Here is a 26,809-nt window from a genome sequence, read left to right as displayed (position 1 = left end):
AGTGTACAAAGTCTGAAAACATAATCACCATTTCCGATACAGGCGAAGGAATCAGCAGTGACTTCTTACCTTACGTGTTCGATCGTTTCCGACAGGCCGACAGCGTGTATGCGCCTCGCTCGCGCCTTGCCATCAAGCCTGCGAGCCAGCAGCATATGTCATCATATTTATGGGAAGGGACACTGAGCTTATTTGTGATATCTTAATCCATTACGCACATGAGAAAATCTGCGTTACTTGAAGCTTTGGAGTCGCGAATTCTGCTGGGTGATGGCGCCATGGGGACTCAACTGCAGATTGCAGGACTTCCTTCCGGCCATTGCGGGGAAGCATGGAATCTGGATCATCCAGATCGGATTTTGAAGATTCAGCGAGCCTATGCAGCGGCCGGATCCGATTGCATTTTGAGCAATACATTTGGCGCGAGCCGGATCATGTTAAACCGGCATGGAGAAGCGGAACGTACTGCGGACATCAACCGAGCGGGCGTTGCAATCGCGCGAGAGGCTCTCCAGGGCCGTGGCTTTGTACTCGGTGACATCGGCCCGTTTGGCGGTCTCATGGAACCATACGGAGAGATTCCTTCCTGTGACGTCGAATTTGCGTTTCGCGAGCAGGCGCGCGCTCTGGTCGAAGCAGGCGCAGACGGCATCATCATTGAAACGCAGACTGCATTGGAAGAGCTGGAAATTGCGATTGAAGCATCCAAAGAAGCCGGCGCTGCTGTCATCATTGGTTCGATTGCTTTTGACAAAATGCTCGATGTGGATGATGTTCGCACGATGATGGGAGTCAGTCCGGAACAAGCGGCCGAATTTATGGTCAAACACGGATGCAATATTCTTGCTTTGAATTGCGGCACGGGAATCGATATGAAAACCGCTGCGAATATCGTTCGACGTTACCGTTCCATCAGTGGGTTGCCAACCATGGCTCAGCCAAATGCAGGACAGCCTGTGCTGGAACAGATGAAAGTGATCTATAAGGAAACACCGGAAGAAATGGTGCAGGGACTTCCTGATCTTCTGGATGCCGGAGTTCGAATCGTGGGTGGATGCTGTGGAAGCACTCCGGATCATATACTGCGTTTCCGGCAAACATTCGACATGCTGTGTTCCTCACGAACTCAGAGCATTGAAACATGAGAGTCACCATACCCGTAGATGAAACGCAGGCAGATTCACATTTGCCCGAAGTCAAACCGGATGGCTCCGGTGTAGGTATTAATTATGCCGACCAGATTCTAAAGAATTTCAAACTCACACTGACAGACGGCCGCAAAATGATGGCGAAACGCCGCGGACTTAAAATCACCCTGACAATCGGAGACAAACAAGGCGAAGCCATTATGCGACGAATGGAAAATGGCCCGGATGTAAAAAACATTTTTCGCAGGGCTCTTGAAGAGGCAGCTCAAAACGCCGGCGCTACGATCTTCATAGAACCCAACCAGATCCACCTCGAAGTCTAGTGCCTACTTCCAGGTCATGTCTTTGATGTGCATTAATCCAAACGCCACAATCAGTAACGGAATCGCAACGAGTGAGTGCGGCATTCCTAGAAAAAATCGCGAGATTGGTTCCAGGGCGTACAGCAGCACTCCCCACTTTTTCATATTCCAGTAGCCCCACCCGCAAAGCACCGTAAACGCAATACTGAAGTACAAACCGGTCATACCCACAGCTTTCTCAATTCGGTCCGAGCCGGGCATATCGGCAACTATGAAAAGCGTCGTGAGCGCGGCAGATAGAAATAAAAGGATAGAACAGATGGAGATGATGGTTGGCCGATTGATGATGAGGATATGGGAAGAGGGCGCGGAAGAATAATTCAGGGGAGCAACTCCGGCCCGCGCAACACGATCCTGCAAAGCGCGCTTCGAATCATCAGTGGAAAATTGCGGATTGCGAGTTACTTCCTCAACCAGAGCGCGGGACAATCCAATGGTGTTCTGCAGTTGTTCGTAGAGGATCTCTGCTTGTGTTGCATTTGCCCTTCCTTCCCGGATGATGGCAGCAAGGACAAGTCCTTTGGGATCCCCATCGATGATGTCCAAACTCCATCCCAACAGTTTTGGCCGATCAGAATAGAAATGATTCAAGCAAAGCTCCAACAACTCCTTGTTTGTTCGATTCATCTTGAGCCAGTTCCGGATGTGATAACTACGTAACTGCCTCTCTTTCTGAACAAACATGGCAGGATCGTGACTAAACATCTGATTGTGCTTAAACATCTCTAGCAACCCCCTTCGCCCGTTCGCTTCACAGAGGTGCAACGTTCGTGCCAGTAGTGCTGTCGTCGATGGCACTCGCCTTTAGGGGAATCGCAGTTGATGGTTACGCAACGGAGTAGCTATGGAGCGCAGGCTTCAATACTGCATTACGGCCGCGGGCTGAGGTTGTTGAATAATCCAGATGCTGGCGGTCCCAGTTGGAGCGCGGGCATCCTTACCCGCAAAATGCTCGTCGAGCGATCAGGTTTTTGCGGACTGGAAGTCCGCGCTCCAACTCATTATTCAACAACCTCGGCTTCTAGCCTGCCTGCAGCTCCGTTGGATATTTATCGGATGGTTGGCTCGTATTGATCAAAATCCTACCTGATCGCGAAAATATTTTGCTTCGTCATCCAGGTTTTCCAATCTTTCGATCGATCGAAAGTTCGATTGGCTGCTTAGTACCGAGGTGGTGGACCGGGGGCATTCGATCCGACTCGAATGGATCCTTGCATCTCATCACTGACCCAATGGGTTTCGCAGTGATAAAGGAAAAGCTTGTCATTGTCGGCTGAAGTAAATGTGCGTTCGAAATCATCTCCATCGTTTCGGAAACGGAATCCCGAATCGAACAGATTATTGTTTTCCGTCACTGTGTGATCCGTCATAGTTCCACGCATTACCCATCGAACTCTTGTGCCCGGGGCAATGGTTATCGATTTCGGATCAAAGAAGTTGTCGCGGATCGAGACAGTCACAACCTGACTGTTGGAACCGCCTCCCGTAGAATTGTCGCCGCCACAACCGGAAATGGTGAGAGCAAGAAGGAATACAAGACAAGCCACTAGCTTTGTAACCATAGGTTACCTCCTAAATCTAGGGCCGCTAATGAAAAGATAGCTTCCGCCACGCGTACTTTTCAATGGAAGTAGGGTTAATTAAATGTAAATTGAGCTCAGGGAATTCTTCCCTCAAGGATCATGGCCAGTTTAGATGCGTCGATATTTCCGCCGGAGATCACACACACTACCTTGCCGGTATTGCCGGACGCAAGCGCCGCAGCGAGAGAAGCAGCGCCGGCGCCCTCAGCAACGACTCTGTTTCTTTCCACCAACAACCGGATGGCGTCGCAAATTTGCTGCAGCGTAACTACGACTGAGCCATCCAACAAGACGCTTGCAAGGGGCCACATTTCCGAAAGCACGCCTTTGCCGCCGATTCCATCCACAAAACTTGCGTGGTGTTGGATCGCACACGGTTCCCCAGCTTTCCAGGCGGCACTCAAGGGCGCTGCCGTCTCCACTTCACAAGCATAAATCTTGACCTCCGGCTTCAGCGCGCGAATGGCAGCAGCAATCCCACAGCTGAGGCCTCCTCCTCCGTATGGAATGAAAATCGTTTGCACATCAGGTAAGTCTTCGAGAATTTCCAAACCGATCGTTCCGTTGCCCGCCATGACCGCAGGATTCGAGACGGGATGAATAAAGAGACCTCCCAGACCTTGAAACTTACCTGTCCTGAGCACCTCCCACCACTCTTCATAAGGGACGCGGAGTATGCTGCCGTTCAATCGCTCAATCGCGGCCAGCTTTGTTTCAGGCGCATTTTCAGGAACAATGGAAGTGCAGTTCACATTCAGCCGCTTCGCATTCCACGCAACCCCCTGGGCCATATTTCCTGCGCTTGCGGTAAAGACGCCCTGTCCCAATCGATCCACGCCGGCAAGCTCCATTGCGTTCCCTGATCCGCGTATTTTGAAAGAACCAATCGGCTGAAGATTTTCAAGCTTTAAATGAATTTCAGGGTGACCGGGCATTGGAACAAGCGGTGTGTGTAAGACGAAAGAAGAAATTCGCTTGCGCGCGCCTTCAATTTCAGCAAGCGACGGCGCCTTAAGATTCATGCCTGCTGCCACCCAGTTCTACAACTGTCCCGATGCTCTTTTCCAATGCCTTCTGATACAGATGGTGCGCGGATGCCAGGTCTTCGATGGCAAGACCCAGCGATTTGAAAAGTGTTATTTCTTCATCCGAAGAGCGTCCTGGCGCTGAACCACACAGAACCTCCCCGAGTTCTGCAAGTGCGGGATTCTGAGCGATCTTCCCTTCCTGAATCGGAATGAGAATATCCCCTGCTTCGTTCATCGCCGATTCTCTGCGGTCCGTAAACAACTTAGCGCGTACTACGGTTGTAGTATCGATCTCACGCGAAACGGGACCAAAGGTGCCTATGGCATTGACGTGAGCTCCGGTGCTCAACCACTCCCCTTGTAAAACAGGAGACCGGGAAGAAGTCACGGTGCAAATGATGTCCGCTCCCAGCACCGCCTCCTGCGCAGTCCTGACAGCTTCTACAGCCAGACCATATCGTTCCGATTGCCGCGCTGCAAAACGTTGCGCGTTTGGAAAGGTGCGGCTCCACACCCGCACTCGTTTGATGGTTCTTGCGAGAAGCATTGCTTCTAGATGTGCTTTTGCTTGAACTCCCGATCCCAGTATCGCCAGATCGTTTGCGTCCTTTCGAGATAGTACTTGCGTCGCAACACCGCTCACAGCCGCTGTCCTGATTGCAGTGATCTCGGTCGCATCCATCACAGCTCGCAAACAACCATTCTGTACTTCAAACAGCAGAACAACTCCTTGATGAGAATCAAACTCCGTTCCCAGGTTGCGCGGAAAAACGCTGATGACTTTCGCTCCCACGGATTGAATGTGTCCTGAATAGGAAGGCATAACGGCAAAAGCGCTTTCTCCGCCCGGCAACCATACAACTTGCCGTAAAGGCAACAACACTTGTCCTGATGCAAGAGCTATCAATGCTGTCTTCATGACTTCCATGCACTCTTGCATCGTGAGCAGTTGCGATATCTGGTTTTGATCAAGGATGAGGATTTTCATTTTCTCAACCGCCAAGGCGCAAGAACGCCAAGTCATTTTAATTTTGTTTGCTACGAAGAATTCTTTCAGCAACTTCACGTGTAGCAGAATGATAAAAGGGCCGCGCTTTTCCATAAATACGCTCCGCCATTTCACGCCCTTCCTTCGTGCGGATCAATTCCGTAAATAGGAGTTTCACATATTTTCTCCTCCCTTGAGAAATCAAAAACTTCTCGATGGCGGGATATGCAGGCGCATACCGCTTCGTGATCACTTGCCGCAACCATTCGTTCAGAATCTCCGCATTCTTACTGCCGGTTAACTGAAATGACCTGTCAAGCTCTTCCATTTTTGGGGCTGAAATCGATTGCGGTAAATTCCGGATGAAATGGATCCAGTGGTGAGTCGTCCATTGATTCGTGTCCAGTTCTGTAGCAGCTTTCCCCTCCAGATATTTTCCCAGCTCATGGTCGACTTCCTTGAGAGATTCGGACTCAGGTTTTAAGATGTTCGGTGGAATCCCCGGACCATAGATCCATGCATCAATCTGGATTCGCTTCTCCAGATCTGAACCTGGTTTAACGAGATTCTTACGCAAATAGGATAGAAATTGCTCTGTTGTCATGCTTTGAAAGGCAGACTCTTTGAAGTACTGATTTAAAAATGCATCCCATCTCTCGCGTCCCACCGCCGCTTCAATTGTAAAAAGAAGGAACTCTCCTTTTTCGTATGGAATCGCAGTAACTCCAACTTCCGGATCGCGTCCGGCCAGATTCATTTTCAAGTGAGTATCGGCGCTTGTCGGTCCAATCTCCGCTACTTCCCGGTGAAGATCCTGGAACTGGAGCACGGTCAGCATCTTTGCATATTCGTCTCCGTAAACTGTTTCCATGATCCGGTGCGTCAGATAATTCGTGAAGCCTTCATTCAACCAGAAATCGTTCCAGGTCGCGTTGGTCACAAGATTTCCGGACCAGGAGTGGGCCAGTTCGTGCGCAATTGTAGCAACCAGTGATCGATCTCCCGCAAGCAGAGTAGGAGTCACAAAAGTCAATCGCGGGTTTTCCATCCCTCCCCATGGAAAACTCGGGGGCAGCACGATCAGATCGTACCTTTCCCATCGATAAGGACCATACAACTCTTCGACCGTAGCCATCATTTGAGGCGTTTCAGCGAATTCCCAGGCAGCTTTTTCAATCACCGATGGTTCTGCGTAAACACCCGTGCGTTCTCCGGTTGCGCGAAATGCAATATCGCCAACAGCAAGCGCCAGTAAATAGGAAGGGATGGGCTGGCGCATACGAAACTCATACACCCCTGATTCATTCTTCTTCCGGGGATTCTCCGCGCTCATCACGGCAAGCAGGTTGGGAGGCACCTGAACACGCGCGGTGTAGGTCATTCGAACAGAAGGCGTATCCTGGCATGGGATCCAGGACCGGGCAAGAATCGCCTGCGATTGCGTGTAGAGAAACGGATATTTCTTATCCTGAGTCTGCGCGGGCTCCAACCATTGAAGAGCAGCGGCTTCGGGATCCGTCGAATATTCAACGTGAACCAGTTTTGTTTCCGGGCGGATCGACACAACCAGCGCTTGTCCCATCGGCGCTATTGCCGGTTCCAGCGTGAAAGAAGATTCCACTCCCTGATCCAGCGTAACTTTTGAAATGGAAAGTCCATTGGTGTCCAGATAGAGTTTATCCACACCTGCTTTATTCTGGATTTGCAACGAGGCTTTCCCAAGGATCTTTTTCTCCTGGAAATCTACGCGAATGTCTAAATGCAGATGCTGGACAACTGCTTCATTCGGCTTAGAAAAAGAATGCGGATCGATTTGCTGCATGCCTTCCTCCTTCGCGTAAAGTAACAACGAGACTGCAATCACGCCGATTAGCGCCCACAACAATTTCAATTTGAAAACTCCTGGATATAAAACCTTGGTACTTTTTTCGACTCATGTCAACACGACTGCCATGCTATGCGGATGCAAGCCTTAGTTCCTGTGTGAGTTTCTTATCTTTGCTTAACTTCCAGATTTTTTGATCCAGAAAATAATGATGGAGAGCGAATCCCCACCAGAAGGCAAATGCTAAATCGGAAATCGTGAAATCCAGGCCCAGGGGCATCTCACTAATGCTGTTTGGGCCGCCGGAGAAAGGAACTCTAAGTCCGAGAAAATACCAGTTAACGTAACGGTACGAAATTGCAAATAACAGCGCTGCCGCATAGTAGATTAAGAAATTCCTGTTGATCCATTTTGCGGGTCCAAATTTTTCTCCGCTCTTCTGATAACGATTCCGGTTATAAAACCAGACGATGCCATGATACTGAACATTGTGATAGAAGGTTACAAAAACGACAAACAAACGAATCGGTAAATGAGTGGAAATGTAGGGATGGAGAAAAATTAGTAGATGCAAAGGAACACAGGCCGCAAGGAAGAGATTCTTCGGCAGATTCCATGGTCTACCCTGCCTTGCGTTGTAGTATTCCTTTACGACGTAAAGGGCCAGCGCTGCCACAATGAGAATGTGGTCGGCCTGTATAATTGCTTGTTCAACAGGAGTGATTGTCGTCGGAAGCCCGACCTGTTCCCGCGCAATCGGATGACGCAACAGAAAAGAAACGAAGGGAGCGAGCATTAAAACGTAAAAAATCCAATAATCCATCGGATTTGATTTTCCCGCCGGTTCACCGTTCTTTTTCTGATACAGAACGAGAAAACCATAATGCTGACGTACCACATGCCAGTATGCCCAGAGGCCTGCAAACGCGAGAAAAACAAAATAAGGGAGTGAAGTTTGAGTCTCAATGCCGGCAAAGAGAGAGAGCGGACCAAGCAGAAACCAGAGCAGACTTCCCCAGAACAGTTCCCAGCGTTCCTTCCATTCCTGAAGATCCAGATAAGTTCGCGAAAGAGTTGCAAAGACATGCGGACCATCAACAGACAGAATCCAGAACCACCAGAGCAGGAGCGCCGAGACTCCAAGCCCTACATGTAGGTAGATCATTGCGTAGCTCGTAAGGCACGCGCCAATGTACCAGAACAAATCAAAGCTTCGTCCCGTAATCCATTTTGTAGAAATCATTTTACTTGGCGCCTTTGCGCCTTACCGTTAAAAATAAGGTCGTGACACATACAAGCATACCAAGGTAGACAATCCAGTCACCAAAACGTGTATAGAAAGTTTGCTCTGTCACCCAACGGATTTCACCTGTGACAGAGGCTGGCACAAAAATCTCAGTCGCCTGAAGGATTCGCCCGTAGGGATCTACAAAACCGCTGATACCCGTATTGGCGGCGCGCACCAGGTAACGGCGATTTTCGATGGCACGCATCACGGACATTGCAAAATGCTGATACGGCGCGGCAGTACGGCCAAACCATGCATCATTTGTAATGGTAGCAAGGAGCGTTGTGCCGCGAAGACAAAATTCGCGAGAAAGCTGCGGAAAAACCACTTCAAAACAAATGTTAATGGAGACTTTTTGACCTCGAATGAGAAAAGGCCGATAGTTGGTACCCCGCGAGAAATCTGAAATTTCCGGAACCATTTTTCCCGCAAAAAAGAAAATATTCTTTAAAGGCACAAATTCGCCGAAAGGAACAAGATAAATCTTGTCATATTGCCCCGCAATTTCGCCACGCTCATTTACAAGATACGCGCTGTTGAAAACCTCTTCGCCCGTGAAAGTATCGCTCCCAATGATCAAAGGAATGCGCGTAATTGCTGCCAGCTTCCAGATCTCTTTCGACCAGATCCCGCCGGTGCGGATCGGAAAGAGAGTCGATGCTTCGGACCAGAAAATGATGTCCGGTTTCGACTTTTCGATCAGCTCCATTGTCATCTGGACATGTTTTCGATGGATGCTTTCAGCAAAGGAATAATTAAGTTTCGCATCCTGTGGCACGTTTCCCTGTATCACGCCGATTTTTGCGGTTTCTGTTCCCACCGGCCGGGCGATCCGAAAATGTCCATAAATAGAAACGGTCGCAACTAGAATGGAGCACGCAATAATATAGTATGATCTACGTAGTACTATTAATATCATAATTGCAGCGTTTGCGCTAAGGAGGAGCAAGGAAAGCCCGTATACTCCGGCAAAGCTGGCCATCTGGGCTATCCGCAGATGGTTATACTGGCTGTATCCGACGAGACACCAGGGGAATTCCGTCGTTTGATTGCGTGTCCATTCAAGAACGATCCACAGGAATGGCGCAACGAGCAGGGCCACATTCAGTCCGAGCCGGTTCCGGAAGATACCTGTGATCGCGAGAAAAACTCCCCAGAAGAGAGCCAGTACGATGCAGAGCAACAGGAGGATTCCAACAACCAGCGCCGGATGCACGGTCGAATAATGCTGTATCACATAGTAGATCCAGTAAAGGTTGCCCAGGTTGAACAAAAATCCAGTAAGCCAACCATAAAAGAAAAGCTTGCGAGTTCCGTAATCAGTTGACAGCAACAAAAGCAGTGGCACAAAACAAACAAAACCCAACCAGGACCATTGCAGCCGCGGAAAAATAGCAATGTTGAGTAAAGCGCTTAGAACGCAGGCAACCCAGGGAAACAGCCGGCGCCGACTGTGTAAGAAGGGAGATAATAAGATGGTAGGGATAGGGAGATTATTAAATATCCCCATATCTCAATTATCTCCTCATCTCCCTTTTTACACGCAGCTTTAAATTTAAAGAAGATGAAACTTGGCTTAGCACTACAAGGCGGCTTGCAATTTCGCGATCGCGAGCATGTCCAGATGATCACTGAAAGCATCGCGGATCACGAGATCGTATAGAATATTTCGGCCCGCAGAACGGGCTGAGCTTCTCAAATGAGCGGCTGAATGATCCTTTAGAATCCATTGAATAGCTTCCTCATTGATGCGGAAGCATTCAAAAAAGATTTCGCTGGGCAAATCTTCCTGATTCCGGCAGAAATCGCACCCTTGATTCATTTTAAGCTGTCCGGCAGGAAGTTTTTGAGTCGATACGAAGTCCTTCATGCCACTCTCATAGGGGACAGAGCAATGCGGACAAACCCGCGGGATTTTTCGAGGCGAAATAATCGTATGCAGCAGTCCCGCTTTGAGGGGTGATTTCAGATTGTGGGTGCAGAGCCATTCCACAGCTTTGTAGGCATCAAAAGAGGACAAAATAACCACAACGGGAATCCGCGCCGCCATCAGAAAACTCAGTTCAGCGGCCCGGACTGTTTTTAGAGAAGCGATCGCTAGCAGTTCGGGAGGTTGATAAAGATATTCTTCCAGCGAGCGCTCCATTTCGTCTGCGGAAACTTCATTCTGATGAATTTCGGTAAGCGGATACCTGATCGAGATCTCCAGCATGTGAATGTTGCGATAAATCTCTTTTGCCCGGCTCAGTAAACTGTACAAAAAGTGCGTCCGCCCCGAACCATCCGGTCCCGTGATGATTAAAATTCCTTTCCCGGCTACGGTTAAAAAATCTTCAATGTGATTTCGTACTTCCGGAAAAGGCTTCAGGAGTTCATCGAAGGAATGTTTCAAAATTTTTTCATCGAACATCTCCAGCAGAAATCGAGTACCGTAAATAGTCGGCGTGTTGCTAACAACCATTTGAATTCTGCGATCATTTACTTTCACGATGAACCGGCCGTTCTGCGCCTTTTTCTGCTGCAATAAATTCATTTTCGCAAGTCGAAAAAGTAGAAATGTTATGTCGTCCTGCTGGGCAGAAGTCAGGGCAAACTCGCTCTGTTTCAACGTTTCTTTTTTGAAGTAAACGACGGCCTGATCTGCTTCGGGTTTGATCAAAATTTCACGGAATTTCTCTTTAATGGCTTCCGCGATCATGCTGCGAAACCGTTCTCCAACATGAGTTTCGTTCTTTAGCTGTCCGGACGTGAGCGCTTTGATTCCTTTTCTGGAATCCGCGATAACGAACGCATTGTCGTCAAACGAAGAGAATTCGAGGCCGGGATCGATCGGCAAACGGTAACTGCTGTCAATCAGCGCCCGGATTTGCTGCTCTGACTGAATGAGCGCGTCCATTCGAAGTCCCGTGATTTCCGCAAGCATCCGGACCAGCTGCGGATGCGGAACTTCCGCCAGAGCAACCGTTAGTAGATTGCCCTCCAGCTTAATAGGAGCAATCTTGTAGTAAAGAGCGAGCGAGCGCGGAACAGCGCCGGCCGCTTGTTGCCTGACTGCAGCATCTTCCAGGACGTGTCCGGCGCTTTCATTTTCCTTAAAAAATTCTATCAGCGTCTCAGCAGAAAGAAGCCCCAGTCGAACCAAACAATATCCGAGCCTGCCGCCATTTTGACGCTGGTCGGCAAGCGCACGCTGAAGCTGGTCCGTCCCAATCAGACCTTTCTCAACGAGAAGGTCTCCAAGAAGCTTCTTGTTTGAATCAGATTCCGACATCCTTAATCCAGAACCGCGACCCAGGTTTCCAACTTTAAATCACTCTTAATCCTGGAAGCCATCGCTTTTGCATCCTGCGTGTCTGTGAATTTTCCAACACGCACCTTAAATACACTAATGTCGCCTGTTTTGGTTTCGTCCAAGAAGGGTTTGTACCCTTTTGATTTCAGGATCGAAAGCTGTTCTTGCGCTTTCGGTTTCGATGATGTGGCCATAACTTGCACGGTATACTGTGCGCCGCCAACAGATTTCGGTTGATCTTCCTCCGGAGTTCCTGTGTCGGTCACCGGCTCAGGTGCAGGTTTCTCTTTTTCTGCAACCGGTTGCTGTTCCGTCTTATCCAGATCCTCGTAGGCATATTTCTCTTGTGGTTTTTCCGCGGCTGATGCAGTTTTTACAGGTTCTTTCGGTTCCGGTTCTACAGGCTCTGATTGTTTCACGCTCTGTTGCGGAACAGATTTTTCTTCTGCCTGCGCTTCGGATGTGACGTCGGTTAAAGCTTGCTGAGGAGTGTTCGAATCAGGTTCAGGTGCCGCAAGATTTTTCTCGTTGCGGGTTGCTGCGGCGATCTCTGCTTCCTTTTGGCCCTTTCCGATCATCACCCCTAGCACAAAAATCAAAACACAAACTGTGACAGCAGCTAAGAAAACGAGAATCAACTGCTTATTATCAAGCTGAATCTCGTAATAGCTTTTCTCCTCATAATCGCGCATGCAATCACCTCCAGTTGGTATGTAACGCGATTGAACTTGTCTTTACCTCAAAAATTGTATTCCCCAAATGGCTTAGTATACCACGACGCGCGAGACGCACGACGCGCGACGCATCGACGATTTTCAACTTGGTCCACCGGCAGCATAGAGAACATCCATCGAACGTTCAAACCTTTCTTTAGCCACTTTGACGACCCTCAACGCTTCTTCGATACTCGAAACAGCCCGCACATAATTTAGATCATCGGCCGCGACATATTGGCGTGGAACCATCTCTTTGTTCATCCACTCTACGAGTCCCTTCCACATGTCTCCCAGGAGAATCAGCGGGCGGTCCTTAATATAGCCGACTTGCAGAAGTTGCCAGATCATGAAGGTTTCCAGCGAAGTGCCAATTCCTCCTGGCAACACAATGTAGGCATGGGAAAGCCGTACAAAATGATGCAAGCGCGAGAAGAAAGTTCGATGGGATGAGAGCCGGTCAATGTATGGGTTCGGTTTGTACTCGAAGGGAAGCTCAATGTGAAGACCGATGGATTTTGTTTTGCCGGTGAGGTCCCCTGCCTGCGCCCCTTCGTTTGCAGCTTCCATTAAACCAGGACCACCTCCGGTTACGATATCGCAACCAAGTTGCGTCAATTGAAAGGCAAGATCTTTTGCGGAGTTATAAAGCGCATCTCCTCTAGCGATTCTGCTGCTCCCGAAAATGGTTACCCGGAACCAGCGCGATTGGGAAGGGAGCAATCTTTCAAGGTCGTCGATGACATTCCACAACTGCATGATCACCTGATCGACTTCAGGGTCGCGATCTCTACGCCTGCGACGCGCCATACAGATATTATAAATCGTAACGCGGGCACGCGCGGCACACTTTTTGAAACTAACTAGCCCGAATCTAAGTATTATTAGTATGGAACATCAATGGGGCTACTGATTTACGCGGGGTTAGTTTTTCTTCTTAGTTTGGCGGCCCTGAAAAAACAGTCGCGGCTAATTCTGTTTCTTTTGCAGTTTCAATCCTTTCTTTTTGTTTTCTTTTTCTTCTGGTTCACACGCGAAAATTATCAAATCCTGCAGGTACAAAAAGTGGGATACCAGTTCGAAAAAATTACGAACAATTTTCGCGATCCTGCGCGGTCTGTTTCCATAGGAGGAGATCAAGCGAAAGACGATCTTTATTCGGCGGATTTGCCGCCGGCTGCCATTCGCATTACGCCTTCGCTTTCTGCAACACAAGCAGATGTAAAAGTTCTTGCCGATGGAATCCTGGTCTTGCGGGGGCGCTTGCCATTGAACGCTATGTCCTTAAAGGATGGAGACAAGATTCAATGCGGCGACCGCGAGATGACTTTCCTAAATAAAGGCGCTTTTCAGCGAGGGTTTTCCTATCAGAATCAGAATTGGAGCTGGCCAAGAAATGAATGGCGTCTTCAGAAACAAAAAGAACCGGTTCTTTCTTCGAACTTTAGCTCCCGTCTCTACACTGTTTCTGAAATCGCAAAATCACTCGGAATCGCCTGCGACAGCAAAGGCGCAGTCAGCATGCAGCAAATCCGATTTTCTGCGAGCCGGTCTCCTGTGCATATCAATTCCGTGATGTTGTTTGGCGCAGGAAAGAATCTAAGCGTCAATGGAGTTGCGTTGCCTGACAGTTTTCCATTCCAGAATCAGGATTTGTTGCGGCTCTATTACGTTAGAGATTCGCCGGATACAACGCGGCTACAAGCGTCCGCGACTTTCCGGATTCAGAACGGGGAAAATCTCGAACTGATCCTGGCGGTTCCGCAAATACTGGGAATCAAGGAAGAGCTTCTTCGAAATGGGAGCGCTATCAACAAACCCTTGTTTCTTTCAACAACAACCCTCCCGTACTCTGTCTTCCCCACTGCTCATTACGCAAAGGAATCGAAGCGGTTTTCGGGTCTATTCGCCTTTGTTCAAACGCAGGAACATTCCTACTCCAACGACTTGTGGGATCAGTTGGAGCAAAGGCTGCAGCATCTTCTCCAGATAACTCCGGCCAACCTGGAAGTTGTTACGGATAGGGGTAGTTTTCGTCCGAAATATGGAGACCACTTTGCTCTTGGAAGGAGCGACAAGATGATCTTTTCCATCCACAAAGTGGATTTCCCGTGGATTCTTCTTCAAACGCTTCTCATTTTGTGGATCGCTAAAATGCTTTTTCAGCCGCCTTTTTTTGCTTCCGTGGAAAATGTCGGCTTGCAGTTACTCGTAGTGACCGTCGACTTTTTCCTGATCACACGCTTTCTCTTTTCTTTTCGCGCTTCGAATCTGTATCCCTTTTCTTCTGAATCCTTGACGCTTTCCTTGTTCGCGATTCTGCTGGTTCCGTATTTAATTTTTTCAGCGACGCTTTTGGCTAGAAAAACCTGGGAAAGAAGACAGGCCTATAACTTCCTGGCTTATTCGATGATCGTTTGTATCCTGACCGGCACTCTCATCGGAGCATACCTGTGGCTCACTGTGGCAGTTGTGTGTATTTTTTCGGCAATTGCGTTTCTCCGTTTTCATCCCCGTTCATTTGTTTCCCGTTTGAAAACGGAACGGGACGTTCTTCTGAATATTCCTGTTGAGATCTACCTCGGACTCTTTGTCCTTTTTGCTTTTCTTCTGCAAGCGCTGGGAACTGGAGAAGCGGTCCATGCTTTCGGCGTCAGATTCCCTCTAGCCTTGATTTATCATCCCCTGTTAATCCTTTTTGCCTGTCACTACATAAATCGAATTCACAATCACCTTTCGCTGGAAAAGAACGGAGATACCTTACGACTTGCCTTTCAAGACTCCCTGAAACTGGGGTTGGTTCTGCTTTGTTTTGTTTTCATCAGTTTGCTTACGTCCGATTTTGGTTTCCTGTTGTTGTATTCAGTGCCGTTGTTATTTGTTCTTTTCGGCGTGGCGGCCCGCTACATGCGCGAATATGAAATGAGCTGGAAGGGGGCGGGACTAGTCATGGCTGTTCCGCTGGTGTTGTTTCTTTGTGTGTTTGTCGGGTCCGGTTTAATCGATAAAATTGTACCGCTTTCCTCGATGGGAAACCGTTACATTCAGCGAATCCTTCTTACGGTCGATCCATCTGTGTTGCAGGATAGTGGGTTGCTGACCGCCGAACGCCAGCTGGGGCATCAACGTACGTTTGTCGCTTACTCTCACAGTGGACTTTTTGGTGGCGGGTACATGAGCCGGCCCATCACGGCGGCTCTTTCCGGAACTGCATTGAACGACAATGTTCCTGCTGCCTTCCTGCTAAATGATTTCGGAATTTCAGGCTTCCTTGCCGTTTGTTTGATACTGTTTCTCTGGATTTTCTTGTGGTGGAAAAGTCATACGATCCTGAGCTTTGGCGCATTTGTTTCGCTGACGGCGCTGATTACTTTTGTGTACGTGGATCTCTACATGATGCTCAGCAATTGCGGAATCTTTCTGTTCACCGGAAAAAACTTCTTTTTCTGGGGACTGAATTCTGTTTCGGATATTTTTCACTCCACTCTGTTGCTCTTTTTGCTTACCGCCTTACTGCCGAGGAGTTCCCATGCTTAAGTCCGCCAGCTCCTGGTTCGCGCTGATCGGTTTCGGCGTTTTTGCAGTTCTTGGACTGTGGCAATTCGGAGCCTTTCAAAACCGTTCGGTGGAAGACTTCTACCAGCCTTCGGGATACATCAACAAAGTGAACAGGATGATCCAGGATGGAAAAATTTACTATGAACAAGAACATCTCACCCGGGAGTATCGGCCCTCGATCCGGGTTGCGAAACTGGAACCAGAGGATCAAGCTTTTTACGAAGGAAGCTGGCTGAAAGAAGACATGGAAGCATTTAACGACGGGAATTCTGATGTCTTCATCATAGAGAAGGGCCGCTTGCGTGGCGTGAACATTTATCGCCATCGCATTGAATCTCCGCTTGCCAGCGATCGGAAATGGTGGGGGAGAATCTACAGTCAATCCGCAGAGGGTTATGCATACCTCTGGAATCTTCGTAGAACATTAAAGCTGTATAGGCCACCATTGGAGGAACGCGCATCCGCAAAAATTGGACAGTCCGATTTTCGCGAAGTTGTTTACGGCCGTGGCCATTTGTTTCAAACAGGACTCGGGATCAGCTTGAAAGACCGTTATGGGAATCGAATTGCAGATGTCTATTCCATGGGAGACAACATCGTACTGAAAAGCTATAGCCCGCAAGCTTGCGCGATTGATGGGCATCTTGTCGCAAAAGGCCAGGAACAACGTTTGGAAGAAGGAGACCTGATTCAAATCTATTTCGATCGCAATGAACGGGAAGAATTTTTATTTCACGATTTTTCAAGAAAACCGCTTTCCTTTGTCAACGTCACGAATGGCCGCGTGAACCGCACCAATCTGGATAGTTCGTTTCATTTCATCGAACAGCTGGCGACAGGTATTGAAACTTCTGTAAAGAAAACCAAGAAAGAGAAGAAAGTTGAATTTGATGTTCATCTGGCGCTGGATGAGGACATTGCCGGATTGACGCAAACCGCTCTGGAAAATTATGCGAGGCAATTGTCGCGTTCTCCTATCCGCGCATCTTGCACCGTTATGGAAACAACCAGCGGGCGCATTCTTTCGACCGCTTCTGTAGGAAAGAAACGGGACGATGCGAACCAGAATTTCAAACTGCATCCGGTCGGGTCCTCCACCAAAATATTTATGGCCGCTGCCGCCGCAAATAACTATCCGGACCTGCTCTCGTTGGAGCTCGCGCCTCATGCCCCGGGGGAAGAAAGAAATTTGCTCGGGTATGAGCTCAAAGAAGGATACAAGCTACGGCTTCATTCGCCTTTTGTCGGTGAATCCGGAACAACCGATTTCCCTGCATACATCGCCAAGTCCTGCAACAGATACCATGCGGTTCTCATGACCCTTTCCCTTGCAAAAGACAATGTTGTGGCAACAGGAAAACAGCAGGAACTCTTTTCCGGCATCGCTCTCACAGAAACTCCCATCGATCGATCCAATGGAGATATCTATCTGGAAGGAAATACGCTGGAGCACAAGCCGGACCTGAGCTACTTTGTGAGTCCCAGAAATGACGGGACTCTTGAATGCACAAATCTGGAAAGCTCCGAGCTGGCTTTGAATCTCGAACGGATGTTCGATGTAAAGAGAAAATACTACGAAGGATCGGGTGACTTCTTTTCGCCGGAACCCTGGAACCTGCTTTTTGCGCGGCTTGGGCTGCAGCAGCGGCCCGATCTCTATCCGGCGTTTTACCCAATCATGCCGCAAACGGTGAATCTTGGATTCAATCTCAACATTGATTTTCGTCTCGACTTTATTAGTATCCTGTTTGGGGGCGCCACGAATCGCTGGAATAACGTCCGGCTTGCCGAAGCCACTTCCCGCCTGGTGACGAACCAAAAAGTGCGTGCTAGATTTGTGGAAAAGATTACTGAAGGAGGACGGGAGCTGCAAGAACCTGTTTCTGAGGAACCTCTTGGATTGAATCCAACGGTGCACAATCAAGTGCTCAGAGGGATGGAGGCTGTTTCGGCTCCGGGTGGAACCTCGGGTGATCTTTATCCGTACTTGCAGAGTTTGAAGGAGCGCACGTCCGGAAAATATGCCATGGAGTTTTACGGGAAAACCGGAACTCCATTCCGGAAGGAAATCCGGCTCGGACAGGATGAGCTTTACTCATCGGTATTTCTTTTTACGGCCCTGTTGAGAAACAGGGATAACGGAAAAATTGAAGATGGTTTGACATTTGCGGTTTATATAGAAGATGTGGGAGAACATAAGGCTGTGGATTTTATGAAACTGATTCTGCCGCGAATCCTGGCAGCAAGAAGATGGATATGAAAACTCAGGCAGGCGGGACGCCCGCGATACATTTATGAAGACGCTTTTTCAGCATAGATTTCTGAGCAGCATCGCCCTGACACTGCTGGGTGCGGTAGTCCTGGTGCTCTTTGCCGGACAACTGGATTTGCGAATTCTTTTTGTACTCCTGGTGACCTCTCTTGTTGTACTCTCCTATCCCTCTTTAGCCGAACGGCTCTGGCAATCGCGAGCGCTGCCTCCGGATACTTTGCATATTCCCGTTCAAAGACTTCGAAAATCGAATGAGGTCGATCTACTGGCAATTTTTGATCTTCCTCAAATCTATTCGATCATCAAGAGCCGCTACAAACTGAAATTCGGCGACTCCACTGCGCCGGGAATTTTTCTGTACATCTATATGCCGTCCGCGGTTTACGAGCTCAGGAACGCGGGTCCGGAAACAATTTACAAACATCTTGCTGAACGAATCAAAGCAGATCTCTCTGACCCGACCGACCTGGACCTGATTGCGCAACGGAACTTGCCCCTCACCTTCGGATTCCGCTTTCTGCCTAAGATCGGCTACCGTTACCATGAACTCGGAAGGGTCATCAGCATTGTTAAGAAAGAATATTTCCGCGAAAACACACGAATTCGCGGCGTCCTTCAAAGCCGCAAACGTTTATTCAGGATGCACCTGCCCGAAGACAGTGAGTGGCGCACATTTCAACCTTACATTGAGGATTCCGCGCTGCTCTACGGCGGCGGCTCACTGGCTCATGACTTCCGTAACGATTCCAACAGAAAATTGACACTGGGGCAGACATCCAGAATCGATGCGGAAAAAGTTGAATATCCTGATCGAATTCCTTTCGGATCCCTGCTGACTTATGCAAAGAAAGGAGAGATTTTTCTGCAGGGTAAGAATGAGGCAATCGACAAACTTTACATCGACAGAATCAATGTTCTGGTAAATGGCACAGAGCACCGAAAATCTATTCTTTCTGAAATCAGCAAGAAATTGAATCGCGAAGTTTCTGAAGAAGACTTTTATCCTCTTTTTAACTACGGCCAGAAACTTCTCGGTTATCTGGAAGCCGGCAAAAATATCAGTGATTTCGTCAGCAGCCATGGGAATTTCGCCCTGTACTACGACACAGAAAAAGGATGGACCATTTTGAAGTTGGAACCACGCCTGGAATTGAGACTGGTCGAAGCTTACTGGGGTGAAGGTCCAAAAAACGTGAACGGGGCGCTTTCTCTTACTTCGTCGCGCGCGACTTTGATTTCCGGCGGGCCTGACTCCCTGCTGGAGTTTCAAATCAGCACCGGAACTCCTACGCGCGGACAGATCTTTGCAGCCGATGAAATGATCGAAAGCAAGATCAAGTCCTTTTCCCAGATCCATGGTTTCAAGTTGATTCGACCGGTGGGAAGCGGCGCTGAGGGTTGTCTCTATCTGGCCGCAAAAAATTCCCGCTACTTCTTCTTGAAAAGTCCGGATGGAAATCTGGTGCAGGAAGAGATTTCCACCATTGAAAGTTTGAAAAAAGCAAATCTCATTCCCGCTGGAATCCGTACTTACCCCGAAGAGAGAATGATCGTCCTTCCCGAATTTCCTTCCCTTCCTGAAAATGGAATCAATCTTACCGCGAACAAATTGATCTTCGATTATGTAAAAAGCATCTGGGATTCTGGATTTGTATGTCTGGATATGACACCCGATCATGTAAGACTGGAACCGGAAAGCAAGAAGCTATTCTTAATTGATTTTTCCGGATATGCTGAGCTTTCGCGTTTTCAAAAGAACGCAAAAGAATTTGCAGCGGATAGAAAAAAGATTGAGTATAGAACGCCGGAAGAGTTTGTGCGTGATTTCCGCGATGTCGAGAAACTTCAAATTTATTTAGCAGGGTTGCTGTTTTATCAATTGTTGAGTGAAGGGCACGGGCTGCCTCTTGCATTGAAATCAATTTCGGAAGGCGCGGCGGAATATGACAAACAGCTGACAGAGGATCTGAAGAAATTCAAACCGGCCGAAGCTTCGATTCTGCAAGCAATGCTAGCGTACGATCCGAAACAAAGAAAATCCTTGCAAGAGCTTCAATTCCCTGTAACAACTCAGGAAATTGAATCTTTTTGGCAGAAGTTGAACTCATGAAAAAGATTCTTACCTTTTATCGCGCGGTGGATCCGATGAAAGGAAGCTGGGACGGATACGGATACTTCCCTGCGGGGCAGGATGATTTTCTTGCATTCGTTACCGATGCGCCATCAGGAGCTTCTATCCATACACCTGAAGTGATCAAAGAATTCTGGCAGAATTTCACCGTCACCAACAATCAACCGGACCTGCCTCAGGTGGAACTGGCGGATGCACTGAACCGGCTGCAGAATGAACTTCAGTTGAAGGGGCGCCGCGAAAATATTCTGTATCAAGCAACGATCGCGGTGGCGCGAAAGATTGGATCGCAACTTTATTATTGCTGCATCGGTGATTCGGTACTTCAGGTTTACCGCAATGCAAAACTTTACCGGCTCAGCGAAAGCGAAGTCTGGGACGGAGCTTTGATCGCCGGTGAGGCGGACATCTCCACTACGAGGCAAAAAACACGCGAAATCCGTTTCATTGGAAGTAACGGATCCTTTATTCAAACTTCTGAAATTTGCGCGCTGGAACTGAAAGAACAGGACCTCTTGCTGCTGTATACGGACGGAGTGGAAGATCTACTGCCGCCTGACCGGTTATTGCAAATCATCGGATCCTCTGCGGAAGAAATGCGAAGCCGGCTGGAAACCGCTTTTGCTCAGGACAAACTGAAGGATGATGCGACAGTGCTGGCTGTGCCGGTTCGGATCCAAAAACCGCTTCAGGCAGAAAAGGAATTTGCATCTTTGCGCCTTCAACTGGACCGGATCCAAAAAGATCAGAAAGAGATTCACAATCAATTGATGGATTCTGCGGCCTCGCGGGCGCGACTCGATAAAATCGAAGCCAGCCTGCAAAAGATTTCCCAGGATCTGCAAAGATTCAGCAAACGCCCGGAACCTGGCCGTGCATCGACGGCTGCAGGAAGCGGCGTTTCGGCGAAAAGAAAGCGAGTTCTACCCTGGTTGATTGCGGTGTTCAGTTTGCTTCTGGGAACCGCAGCTGGATCATTCCTGTTCAAGGATCATATGAAACCTGCGGAAACCAGGTTGCAACAGCCCGCAAAAATCAAGCGGGTGGTGGCTCCTCCAGAAATACCATCTGCTGCGGATTGTGAATACGTGATTCAAAAAGGTGATTCACTGGATAAGATTGCCCTCTCACGCAGCATCACGATGGAACAGATCCTGCAATGGAATCCCTTGCAAAAAAAGAACGAGCCGCTTCAGATCGGAAAAACGCTCACCGTTTGTAAGGAGATTCCATGAAATTTTTTCGAGGGTTTCTTGGATTCATCCTGTTTGTGCTCGTTGCGCTTACATGGGAACAGAATCGAAATCGAAATGAATCCGAGGTGATTCAGCCTCAGTACGAACGGTCCACTCTGGAAGGAAGAGACTTTGTTTACTACACGGTGCAGCCCGGCGATACTCTATCCATGCTGGAAAAGAAATTCAGGATACCCACGCGAGAGGCGATTCGGGATCTCAATCCAGACATAAATTCAGAAGAGTTACCTGTCAATAAGCAAATCAAGATCCCGTTGAAATAGTGGTAGTGGCAGAGCATTTGCCGTTGTTTTGAATGAACTTGTTTTCTCATAAATGGCTGCAACAACATGAACATTCTTACCGTGGGCAAATGCTCTGCATCCTAAGGAGAAAGCAGAGCATTGTTTGGGCCAATCGAGCATGTAGTTACATGAAGAGTTATTCTCTCTAGCAGTTCAAGCAATGGTAATGACAATGCTCTGCCACTACGCTATCCGTAGCGGGAATCATACTCAACGAACTGCGACATACTCAGAAAGCGCACAGGAGGTTGGCCGGCGTGAACGAAATAATCCGTTCCGGGATCCACAAAAATAGAACGGTTTTGCGAAAGAATGTGACTCGCCAGCCTTCGAATGTTTTCCTTTGTCGAAGTGGCCTGACCCTGTGGCAACGATCCATAGTTAACGTATGTGGTTGAAAGAATTCGTATAGGCTGGGCTTTTTCTCCCGCTACTATGTTAGGAATGATGTCTAGTAGTAGCTTTCCTTCCCACGGTTCTTGAAACGGAAACTGTCGAATCACCAGGGAACTAAGTTCCAGCCATTTGAACTCTTTTTGGGTAGCATTCTGGTAGATAGCCTTTAAGTAATCCGGCGCAATTTCGCAGCGGTAGGCAACAAATCGCAAATTAAGAATTTCCGGCGTCAGCGACTTGGAAAGAACATCTGCCCTTCCTGCATCCGGCTGAATTATCGGTTGCCCGGTGCCAACAAAACTTACAGACTTCGGCACCGCGGAGGAAGCGGATGGCGGTCCGCCGGTGGAAAGGTCCGCTGCAGTTGAGATTTGCGGAGTTGGATTTATGGATGGATGGGCGCCGGCAGCCTCGCCTTCACGGGGGATCTTCCCAGTGTCGCGAATTGCCACAAAACCGCGAACGATCAGCAGAAAGATGATCCCAAAAACAATGGAGCCCCAACCAAGTCCAAGATCCCGCAAAAGCGGAACCTCAAAAAGCGCGGCAATTAGCCCAAAAACAACCAAAACGCCGCCTACAAACAGTACTAGAGCAGAGACTATGTTTAGAAATCTATCGGGATCGCCCCCTTTCGCCATGTCTTAAAGCAAGTCGCAAAGTCGCGGTTCTATATTCTATCCAATTTTTTCTGCGTTTCTTGCGTCTCTGAAATAGAAAGCCCTAGCTAGCGCTGTTCTTGCAAAACTGTCTTAATTTTCTCACCCGCTGTAACCTTATCTTCCGATTCGGGAGCACCGAAATAGAACCAGATCGTTTCGGGATTAAAACACCAGGATGGTATTTCCGCGGGACGTATTTGAGGCACATTCGAATCACGGTGTTTCTGCACGTAAACTACCATGCAGTCATGATCAGGTGTCACATCAATCTGTCCGGCGGGTGAGTTCAATAGGTAACAACTCATGTGATCCTCCTGAAAAAGGAGTATTCGACCGTGGTTGTGAAAACAGTTTCGGAAAACGCTAATTATCTAACTTTCAGCAGGTGGTGTCAAATTCCATCTTGTAATCTGCAGGACCACAACGTACAGGGAAAAAGCGATTGCAACGGCAACAGCAGAAGTGAACATGATTCTGTAACCGCTGATTGCCACGATCACGCCGAGAAGATAGGATCCCAACGAAAATCCCAGTTCCATCATACCCGTAAAAATGCTGGTGACAACGCCGCGGTACTGCTGCGGATGCGTATCGATGGCCAGCGCGCTAAGTGACGGGAACAGAATTCCATGCGCGCCGCCGGACGCGGCTCCTGCAATCAGGTAATAGCGTCCAACGGGTTCCAGCAAGAGCATGAACAAACCCAGCCCCTGCAGAAAGAAGAAAATGGCAACAAGCTTCCACCGGGAATAAAGGTCCGCGATGCCTCCAAAAATCACGCGCACGGTGCCGGCCGTCAATCCGTAAGCCAGAAAAAATTTACCAGTTGTCGCTCCGCCTACCTCTTTGAAATAGGGAGCGCCAAAGGTGTTAAAACTCGCAACCACATAGCCGAAAACAAAAGCTCCGGGAAGAATGATCAAATTTCGTTTGCTAAAGGTTAGTCTTTTGAGGATCGTCCATCCCCCTTCCTCCAGCTCAGAACTTTTGTGATTTTCCTTTAAAGCAGAGGAGATTAAAAGACTGATCAGCGAAAGCATCCCGGAAATCGCAAAGAAACCGGCGAAATTGTACCGCTGCAGCACGCCTTCCGCTACCCAGGGCGCGAGTCCATGAGCGACCAATCCGGAAACACCAAACATTCCAATGACCCTGCCGCGATTCTGCGGGAGAGAAAGGTCCACAATGTAGGTGAAGAATGCTGTGTAGAACGCTGCGAAGGCTACCCCGCGCAAAAAGAGGATGAGAGCCATCCAGTACTTCATTTCCTGATAGCTCCCTTTCAACAATAACAACGAGAAGGCTGTGACAACCATTAAAGTAGAACCGAACCACAACACGCGCAGTCTGCCGATTCGATCAGTGAGCCAGCCCGCAACGGGCCGCATGATTACTGCAGGAAAAAAGAAGATGAATGTTTGAAAGCCAACATCAACCGAATTGCCGCCGTTTTGCAAAATGAAGAGCGGAAAAAGAATAAAAAAATCAAAAGAGATCCAGAGAAAAAAGAAAGAAAAAAAACTTAGGAGGAAACTACGGGAGAGAAATACATTCGTGTGCGTTTCCACAGAAAAATGTCCTCATAAATAAAAAAAGGCAAGTCCGGGTGTAGACTTGCCTCACTGGAGATGATTTTTTGAGGTGACCCCATACTATCCCATCCAAAAACCGAAATCAAGTGGGTCAACGGAACAAGATCTTTGCCTTGGTTTGGCTTCATCAAGGGGGAATTTTATTCGGGTACGGCAACGCGGAAGAGCCGGCCCTTTTTGTGCGGGCGCGCAGTCTCAGTCCGGTCGTAATCGTTCAAACTGTAATCGGTGAGCAAATCAGAGTATGCCTGTAGTTCCTGCTTTGTGTAAGGTTTGTAGGTAGTCAAACCGCTGGCGGGACTTTCCACAGAAACTTCGAGGCCAGGATATTCAGGGGCTTCCACGGACACCTGCTCCTGGACGTGAAGTTCACGGCGTTTCAGGGATAGATCAAGAGAGTCAAGATTGATGCTATGAATCAGCTTGCGTTCCTTTTCGTCTGCCTGCTTCTTTTCATCGTTTTGTTGAGCAAACGACCAGGATGCAAAAAAAGAAAGAAAGAGAAGCAAGAATGCTGTTTTCATATAGCACCGCCCTTGCTTCAAGTTTAAGTCTTCAGAGCCGTGCTTTCAATACAGACATGGGATAGACCCGGATTAGGCGAGATAAACCGGATAAATATCCGGTCTATCCTTCTATCCGGCTTATCTCCTTAGTGTGATCCTGTAGCAGCTGCTCTTTTTGCTACGTCTTCGGAAGTAAGATCCAGCGTTATCATGAAACCATTGGTGCCTTTATATTCGAACGCATTGGGACCTACCCGATAAGCTTCCACTTCATTTGGCATCAGAACGAAACCGTCGTTGCGAGCAGCGCCCCAGTACACGAGATTCTTTATCACAACCGGTTCATTAGTAATGCCTGGCATTCGTTTCAACCTTACCTCGGCTGTCTTTCCGCCATCCATCGTTGCGACCGCAGAATCGTTTGTGAATTCCCACTTGTCGATATTTCCCTCGCCGGTGGTCAAAGATTTCCACTTTACCGGGAAGAGAGCTCCAGCCATAGTAGCGATGGCGTCACGCTGTTCTTTTGACAGCGGTTTGTCAAAGTAAACAACGGCCCAATCCATTTCACCTGTGCTGAAATCTCCGCCCAGATCTGTAACGATCCAGAACTTCGCGCCGTCCAGGTTCACAGAACCATAGTTTCCTTTGTTAATCTTGTAGGCAAGGTTGGCGCGGCAATAGTGTTTGGATGCGCCTTCATGCGAATGGTGCGCTGCAGGTTTCGTGTTGAAGTAGCACTGACAGAACATCGGGCAACTGCATGCTTCAATCGCCGTCGCATTCATATGCCATTCCGGACTTGTGGCGGCTTCTTTCTTCACTTCCGCTGACAACAGAACCGAGACACACAATACAACCGCGAATGCGCTCAAGAAAAGAGCTATTTTTTTCATTTCCTCAGTCCTCCGTGAACTCTTGATTTTTGAGAGAAGTTTTATTGTATCAAAACCTGAGGTGCCGCTCTACAAAGTCATTTCCCACACTTCAGCGACTAAATCGTGACCAAAACTTTTGTGAGTTTTTTCATTCACCACTTGAAACCCGGTTTTCACATAGAGTTGCCTGGCTTCAATCAGATTGCTCTGCGTCCACAGCTTCATTTTGAGATAACCTTTCGCCCGCGCGAAAGAAACACATTCGTCCACCAATCGTTTCCCAATCCTGCGACCACGCGCCCAGGGTTCCACCAGCAACAAACGAAGTTGCGCGACGTTGTTTCCTGCATCCACAATCATCACCGAACCAACGCGCTCGCCATGCAATTCTGCGATCCAAATCCGCTCTTTTTCCGGATCATGTTTGTTGATGAATCGAGCCAGAATATCTGCAACCAGAGCTTCAAAAGTCTCATCAAAACCATATTCTTCCTTGTACAGGACTCCATGCCTGTAAGTGATCCACCCAATATCGCCGTGTTGATGCGAGCGAAGAGAAACGGCAGCAGAATCATCGAGCGGCGGTTCCAGAAGGGTTTCGATGGTTCGCATGCAATGAAGAAGCCTTCCTCGGTTTTCGGCAGAGAGTTTTTCGAGCAACGTTTTTGCTTCGCTACTGGACCGCTGGTTTAGAAGCGCAAAGGCTTTCTTTCCTTTTGAAGTCAGTTTGAGCCAGCGCTCCCGAGAATCATGAGTCGATCGAACTCGCCGGATCAATCCCTGTTGTTCAAATTCACGAATCATTCGACTCAGATAGCCTGCATCCATTCGAAGAGCTTCCTCCAGATCAGTGGCGGTAGATTCAGAACCATGAGCGACTTCAAATAAGATTCGCGCCTGCGATAACGAAAATTCGCTGTCCAACAACGTCTGGTTTAGCAAGCCAATCTGGCGTGTGTAAAAACGGTTAAAGCTGCGAAAAGCGTCAACTAGATCCTGCATATCTGACTCCTTTTCAGCAGCTTATGACAAATTAGTTGACTTTGT

At 48.5% G+C, this 26,809-nt stretch carries 24 protein-coding genes; 8 read left to right on the top strand and 16 right to left on the bottom strand.

The features are described 5' to 3' along the window. The 3 genes from L0156_13275 to L0156_13265 form a co-directional block, all read left to right on the top strand. Positions 1–206: hypothetical protein (locus tag L0156_13275; protein MCI0603969.1), on the top strand; the 206-nt coding region annotated here is incomplete at its 5' end. Positions 207–218: 12 nt separating this feature from the next. Further along, the gene (locus tag L0156_13270) at positions 219–1,145 is read left to right on the top strand and encodes a homocysteine S-methyltransferase family protein (GenBank protein MCI0603968.1); all 927 of its coding nucleotides are present in this window, start codon (positions 219–221) and stop codon (positions 1,143–1,145) included. Beyond that, positions 1,142–1,471 (top strand): hypothetical protein, encoded by a 330-nt coding sequence (locus L0156_13265; protein ID MCI0603967.1) that lies wholly within the window; start codon positions 1,142–1,144, stop codon positions 1,469–1,471. The genes L0156_13270 and L0156_13265 overlap by 4 nt, the downstream gene beginning before the upstream one ends. Before the next feature lie 3 nt (positions 1,472–1,474). On the opposite strand, the gene L0156_13260 is transcribed toward L0156_13265, so the two are convergent. The 10 genes from L0156_13260 to L0156_13215 form a co-directional block, all read right to left on the bottom strand. Further along, complete coding sequence (locus L0156_13260; GenBank protein MCI0603966.1) at positions 1,475–2,233, bottom strand: hypothetical protein; 759 nt, start codon at positions 2,231–2,233, stop codon at positions 1,475–1,477. A 437-nt stretch (positions 2,234–2,670) separates the two neighbouring features. Next, positions 2,671–3,072, bottom strand: a complete 402-nt coding sequence (locus L0156_13255; GenBank protein MCI0603965.1) for a hypothetical protein — start codon at positions 3,070–3,072, stop codon at positions 2,671–2,673. Positions 3,073–3,167: 95 nt separating this feature from the next. After that, positions 3,168–4,115, bottom strand: coding sequence for a pyridoxal-phosphate dependent enzyme (locus L0156_13250; protein MCI0603964.1), 948 nt, complete (start codon positions 4,113–4,115; stop codon positions 3,168–3,170). Continuing rightward, complete coding sequence (locus L0156_13245) at positions 4,105–5,109, bottom strand: ornithine cyclodeaminase family protein (protein ID MCI0603963.1); 1,005 nt, start codon at positions 5,107–5,109, stop codon at positions 4,105–4,107. Before L0156_13245 ends, L0156_13250 begins: the two co-directional genes overlap by 11 nt. A gap of 37 nt (positions 5,110–5,146) precedes the next feature. Beyond that, positions 5,147–7,000, bottom strand: a complete 1,854-nt coding sequence (locus L0156_13240) for a M1 family metallopeptidase (protein MCI0603962.1) — start codon at positions 6,998–7,000, stop codon at positions 5,147–5,149. A 64-nt stretch (positions 7,001–7,064) separates the two neighbouring features. Then, entirely contained in the window at positions 7,065–8,177 is a 1,113-nt protein-coding gene (locus L0156_13235) for a hypothetical protein (protein ID MCI0603961.1), read from the bottom strand. 1 nt (position 8,178) lies between these two features. Continuing rightward, entirely contained in the window at positions 8,179–9,732 is a 1,554-nt protein-coding gene (gene lnt, locus L0156_13230; protein MCI0603960.1) for an apolipoprotein N-acyltransferase, read from the bottom strand. A 72-nt stretch (positions 9,733–9,804) separates the two neighbouring features. Further along, positions 9,805–11,493, bottom strand: coding sequence for a Flp pilus assembly complex ATPase component TadA (gene tadA / locus L0156_13225; protein ID MCI0603959.1), 1,689 nt, complete (start codon positions 11,491–11,493; stop codon positions 9,805–9,807). Between the two features lie 2 nt (positions 11,494–11,495). Beyond that, positions 11,496–12,206, bottom strand: a complete 711-nt coding sequence (locus L0156_13220) for an SPOR domain-containing protein (protein MCI0603958.1) — start codon at positions 12,204–12,206, stop codon at positions 11,496–11,498. A 123-nt stretch (positions 12,207–12,329) separates the two neighbouring features. Then, positions 12,330–13,037 carry a TIGR00730 family Rossman fold protein gene (locus tag L0156_13215; GenBank protein ID MCI0603957.1) on the bottom strand — a complete coding sequence of 236 codons (708 nt, stop codon included), beginning with the start codon at positions 13,035–13,037 and terminating at the stop codon, positions 12,330–12,332. Positions 13,038–13,127: 90 nt separating this feature from the next. Here L0156_13215 and L0156_13210 point away from each other — a divergent pair, with 90 nt between their 5' ends. The 5 genes from L0156_13210 to L0156_13190 are packed head-to-tail and all read left to right on the top strand — an operon-like array spanning position 13,128 to position 21,707. Continuing rightward, the gene (locus L0156_13210) at positions 13,128–15,764 is read left to right on the top strand and encodes a hypothetical protein (protein MCI0603956.1); all 2,637 of its coding nucleotides are present in this window, start codon (positions 13,128–13,130) and stop codon (positions 15,762–15,764) included. Next, positions 15,757–18,045 (top strand): hypothetical protein, encoded by a 2,289-nt coding sequence (locus L0156_13205; protein ID MCI0603955.1) that lies wholly within the window; start codon positions 15,757–15,759, stop codon positions 18,043–18,045. Before L0156_13210 ends, L0156_13205 begins: the two co-directional genes overlap by 8 nt. A 34-nt stretch (positions 18,046–18,079) precedes the next feature. Next, positions 18,080–20,167: a serine/threonine-protein kinase gene (locus tag L0156_13200; protein MCI0603954.1), complete on the top strand. Its 2,088-nt coding sequence runs from the start codon at positions 18,080–18,082 to the stop codon at positions 20,165–20,167. Continuing rightward, entirely contained in the window at positions 20,164–21,423 is a 1,260-nt protein-coding gene (locus L0156_13195) for a SpoIIE family protein phosphatase (protein MCI0603953.1), read from the top strand. The genes L0156_13200 and L0156_13195 overlap by 4 nt, the downstream gene beginning before the upstream one ends. Beyond that, positions 21,420–21,707 carry a LysM peptidoglycan-binding domain-containing protein gene (locus L0156_13190; protein MCI0603952.1) on the top strand — a complete coding sequence of 96 codons (288 nt, stop codon included), beginning with the start codon at positions 21,420–21,422 and terminating at the stop codon, positions 21,705–21,707. The genes L0156_13195 and L0156_13190 overlap by 4 nt, the downstream gene beginning before the upstream one ends. 209 nt (positions 21,708–21,916) lie before the next feature. Here the strand turns inward: L0156_13190 and L0156_13185 are convergent, their stop codons facing one another. From L0156_13185 to L0156_13160, 6 genes are all read right to left on the bottom strand, one after another. After that, positions 21,917–22,765: a hypothetical protein gene (locus L0156_13185; protein ID MCI0603951.1), complete on the bottom strand. Its 849-nt coding sequence runs from the start codon at positions 22,763–22,765 to the stop codon at positions 21,917–21,919. Positions 22,766–22,851: 86 nt separating this feature from the next. Further along, positions 22,852–23,091 carry a hypothetical protein gene (locus L0156_13180; GenBank protein ID MCI0603950.1) on the bottom strand — a complete coding sequence of 80 codons (240 nt, stop codon included), beginning with the start codon at positions 23,089–23,091 and terminating at the stop codon, positions 22,852–22,854. A 66-nt stretch (positions 23,092–23,157) separates the two neighbouring features. Continuing rightward, complete coding sequence (locus L0156_13175) at positions 23,158–24,354, bottom strand: MFS transporter (GenBank protein MCI0603949.1); 1,197 nt, start codon at positions 24,352–24,354, stop codon at positions 23,158–23,160. Between the two features lie 164 nt (positions 24,355–24,518). Continuing rightward, on the bottom strand, positions 24,519–24,902 hold the full coding sequence (locus L0156_13170; protein MCI0603948.1) for a hypothetical protein: 384 nt from the start codon (positions 24,900–24,902) through the stop codon (positions 24,519–24,521). Between the two features lie 128 nt (positions 24,903–25,030). Then, positions 25,031–25,780 carry a DUF1326 domain-containing protein gene (locus L0156_13165; GenBank protein ID MCI0603947.1) on the bottom strand — a complete coding sequence of 250 codons (750 nt, stop codon included), beginning with the start codon at positions 25,778–25,780 and terminating at the stop codon, positions 25,031–25,033. A gap of 69 nt (positions 25,781–25,849) precedes the next feature. Further along, entirely contained in the window at positions 25,850–26,764 is a 915-nt protein-coding gene (locus L0156_13160; GenBank protein MCI0603946.1) for a helix-turn-helix domain-containing GNAT family N-acetyltransferase, read from the bottom strand. Between the last annotated feature and the right edge of the window lie 45 nt (positions 26,765–26,809).

The sequence above is a fragment of the bacterium genome (assembly GCA_022616075.1).
Lineage (GTDB): Bacteria > Acidobacteriota > HRBIN11 > JAKEFK01 > JAKEFK01 > JAKEFK01.
The sequence above is the reverse complement of the archived record's forward strand: the minus strand, read 5'-3'. Positions and strand labels throughout refer to the sequence as shown.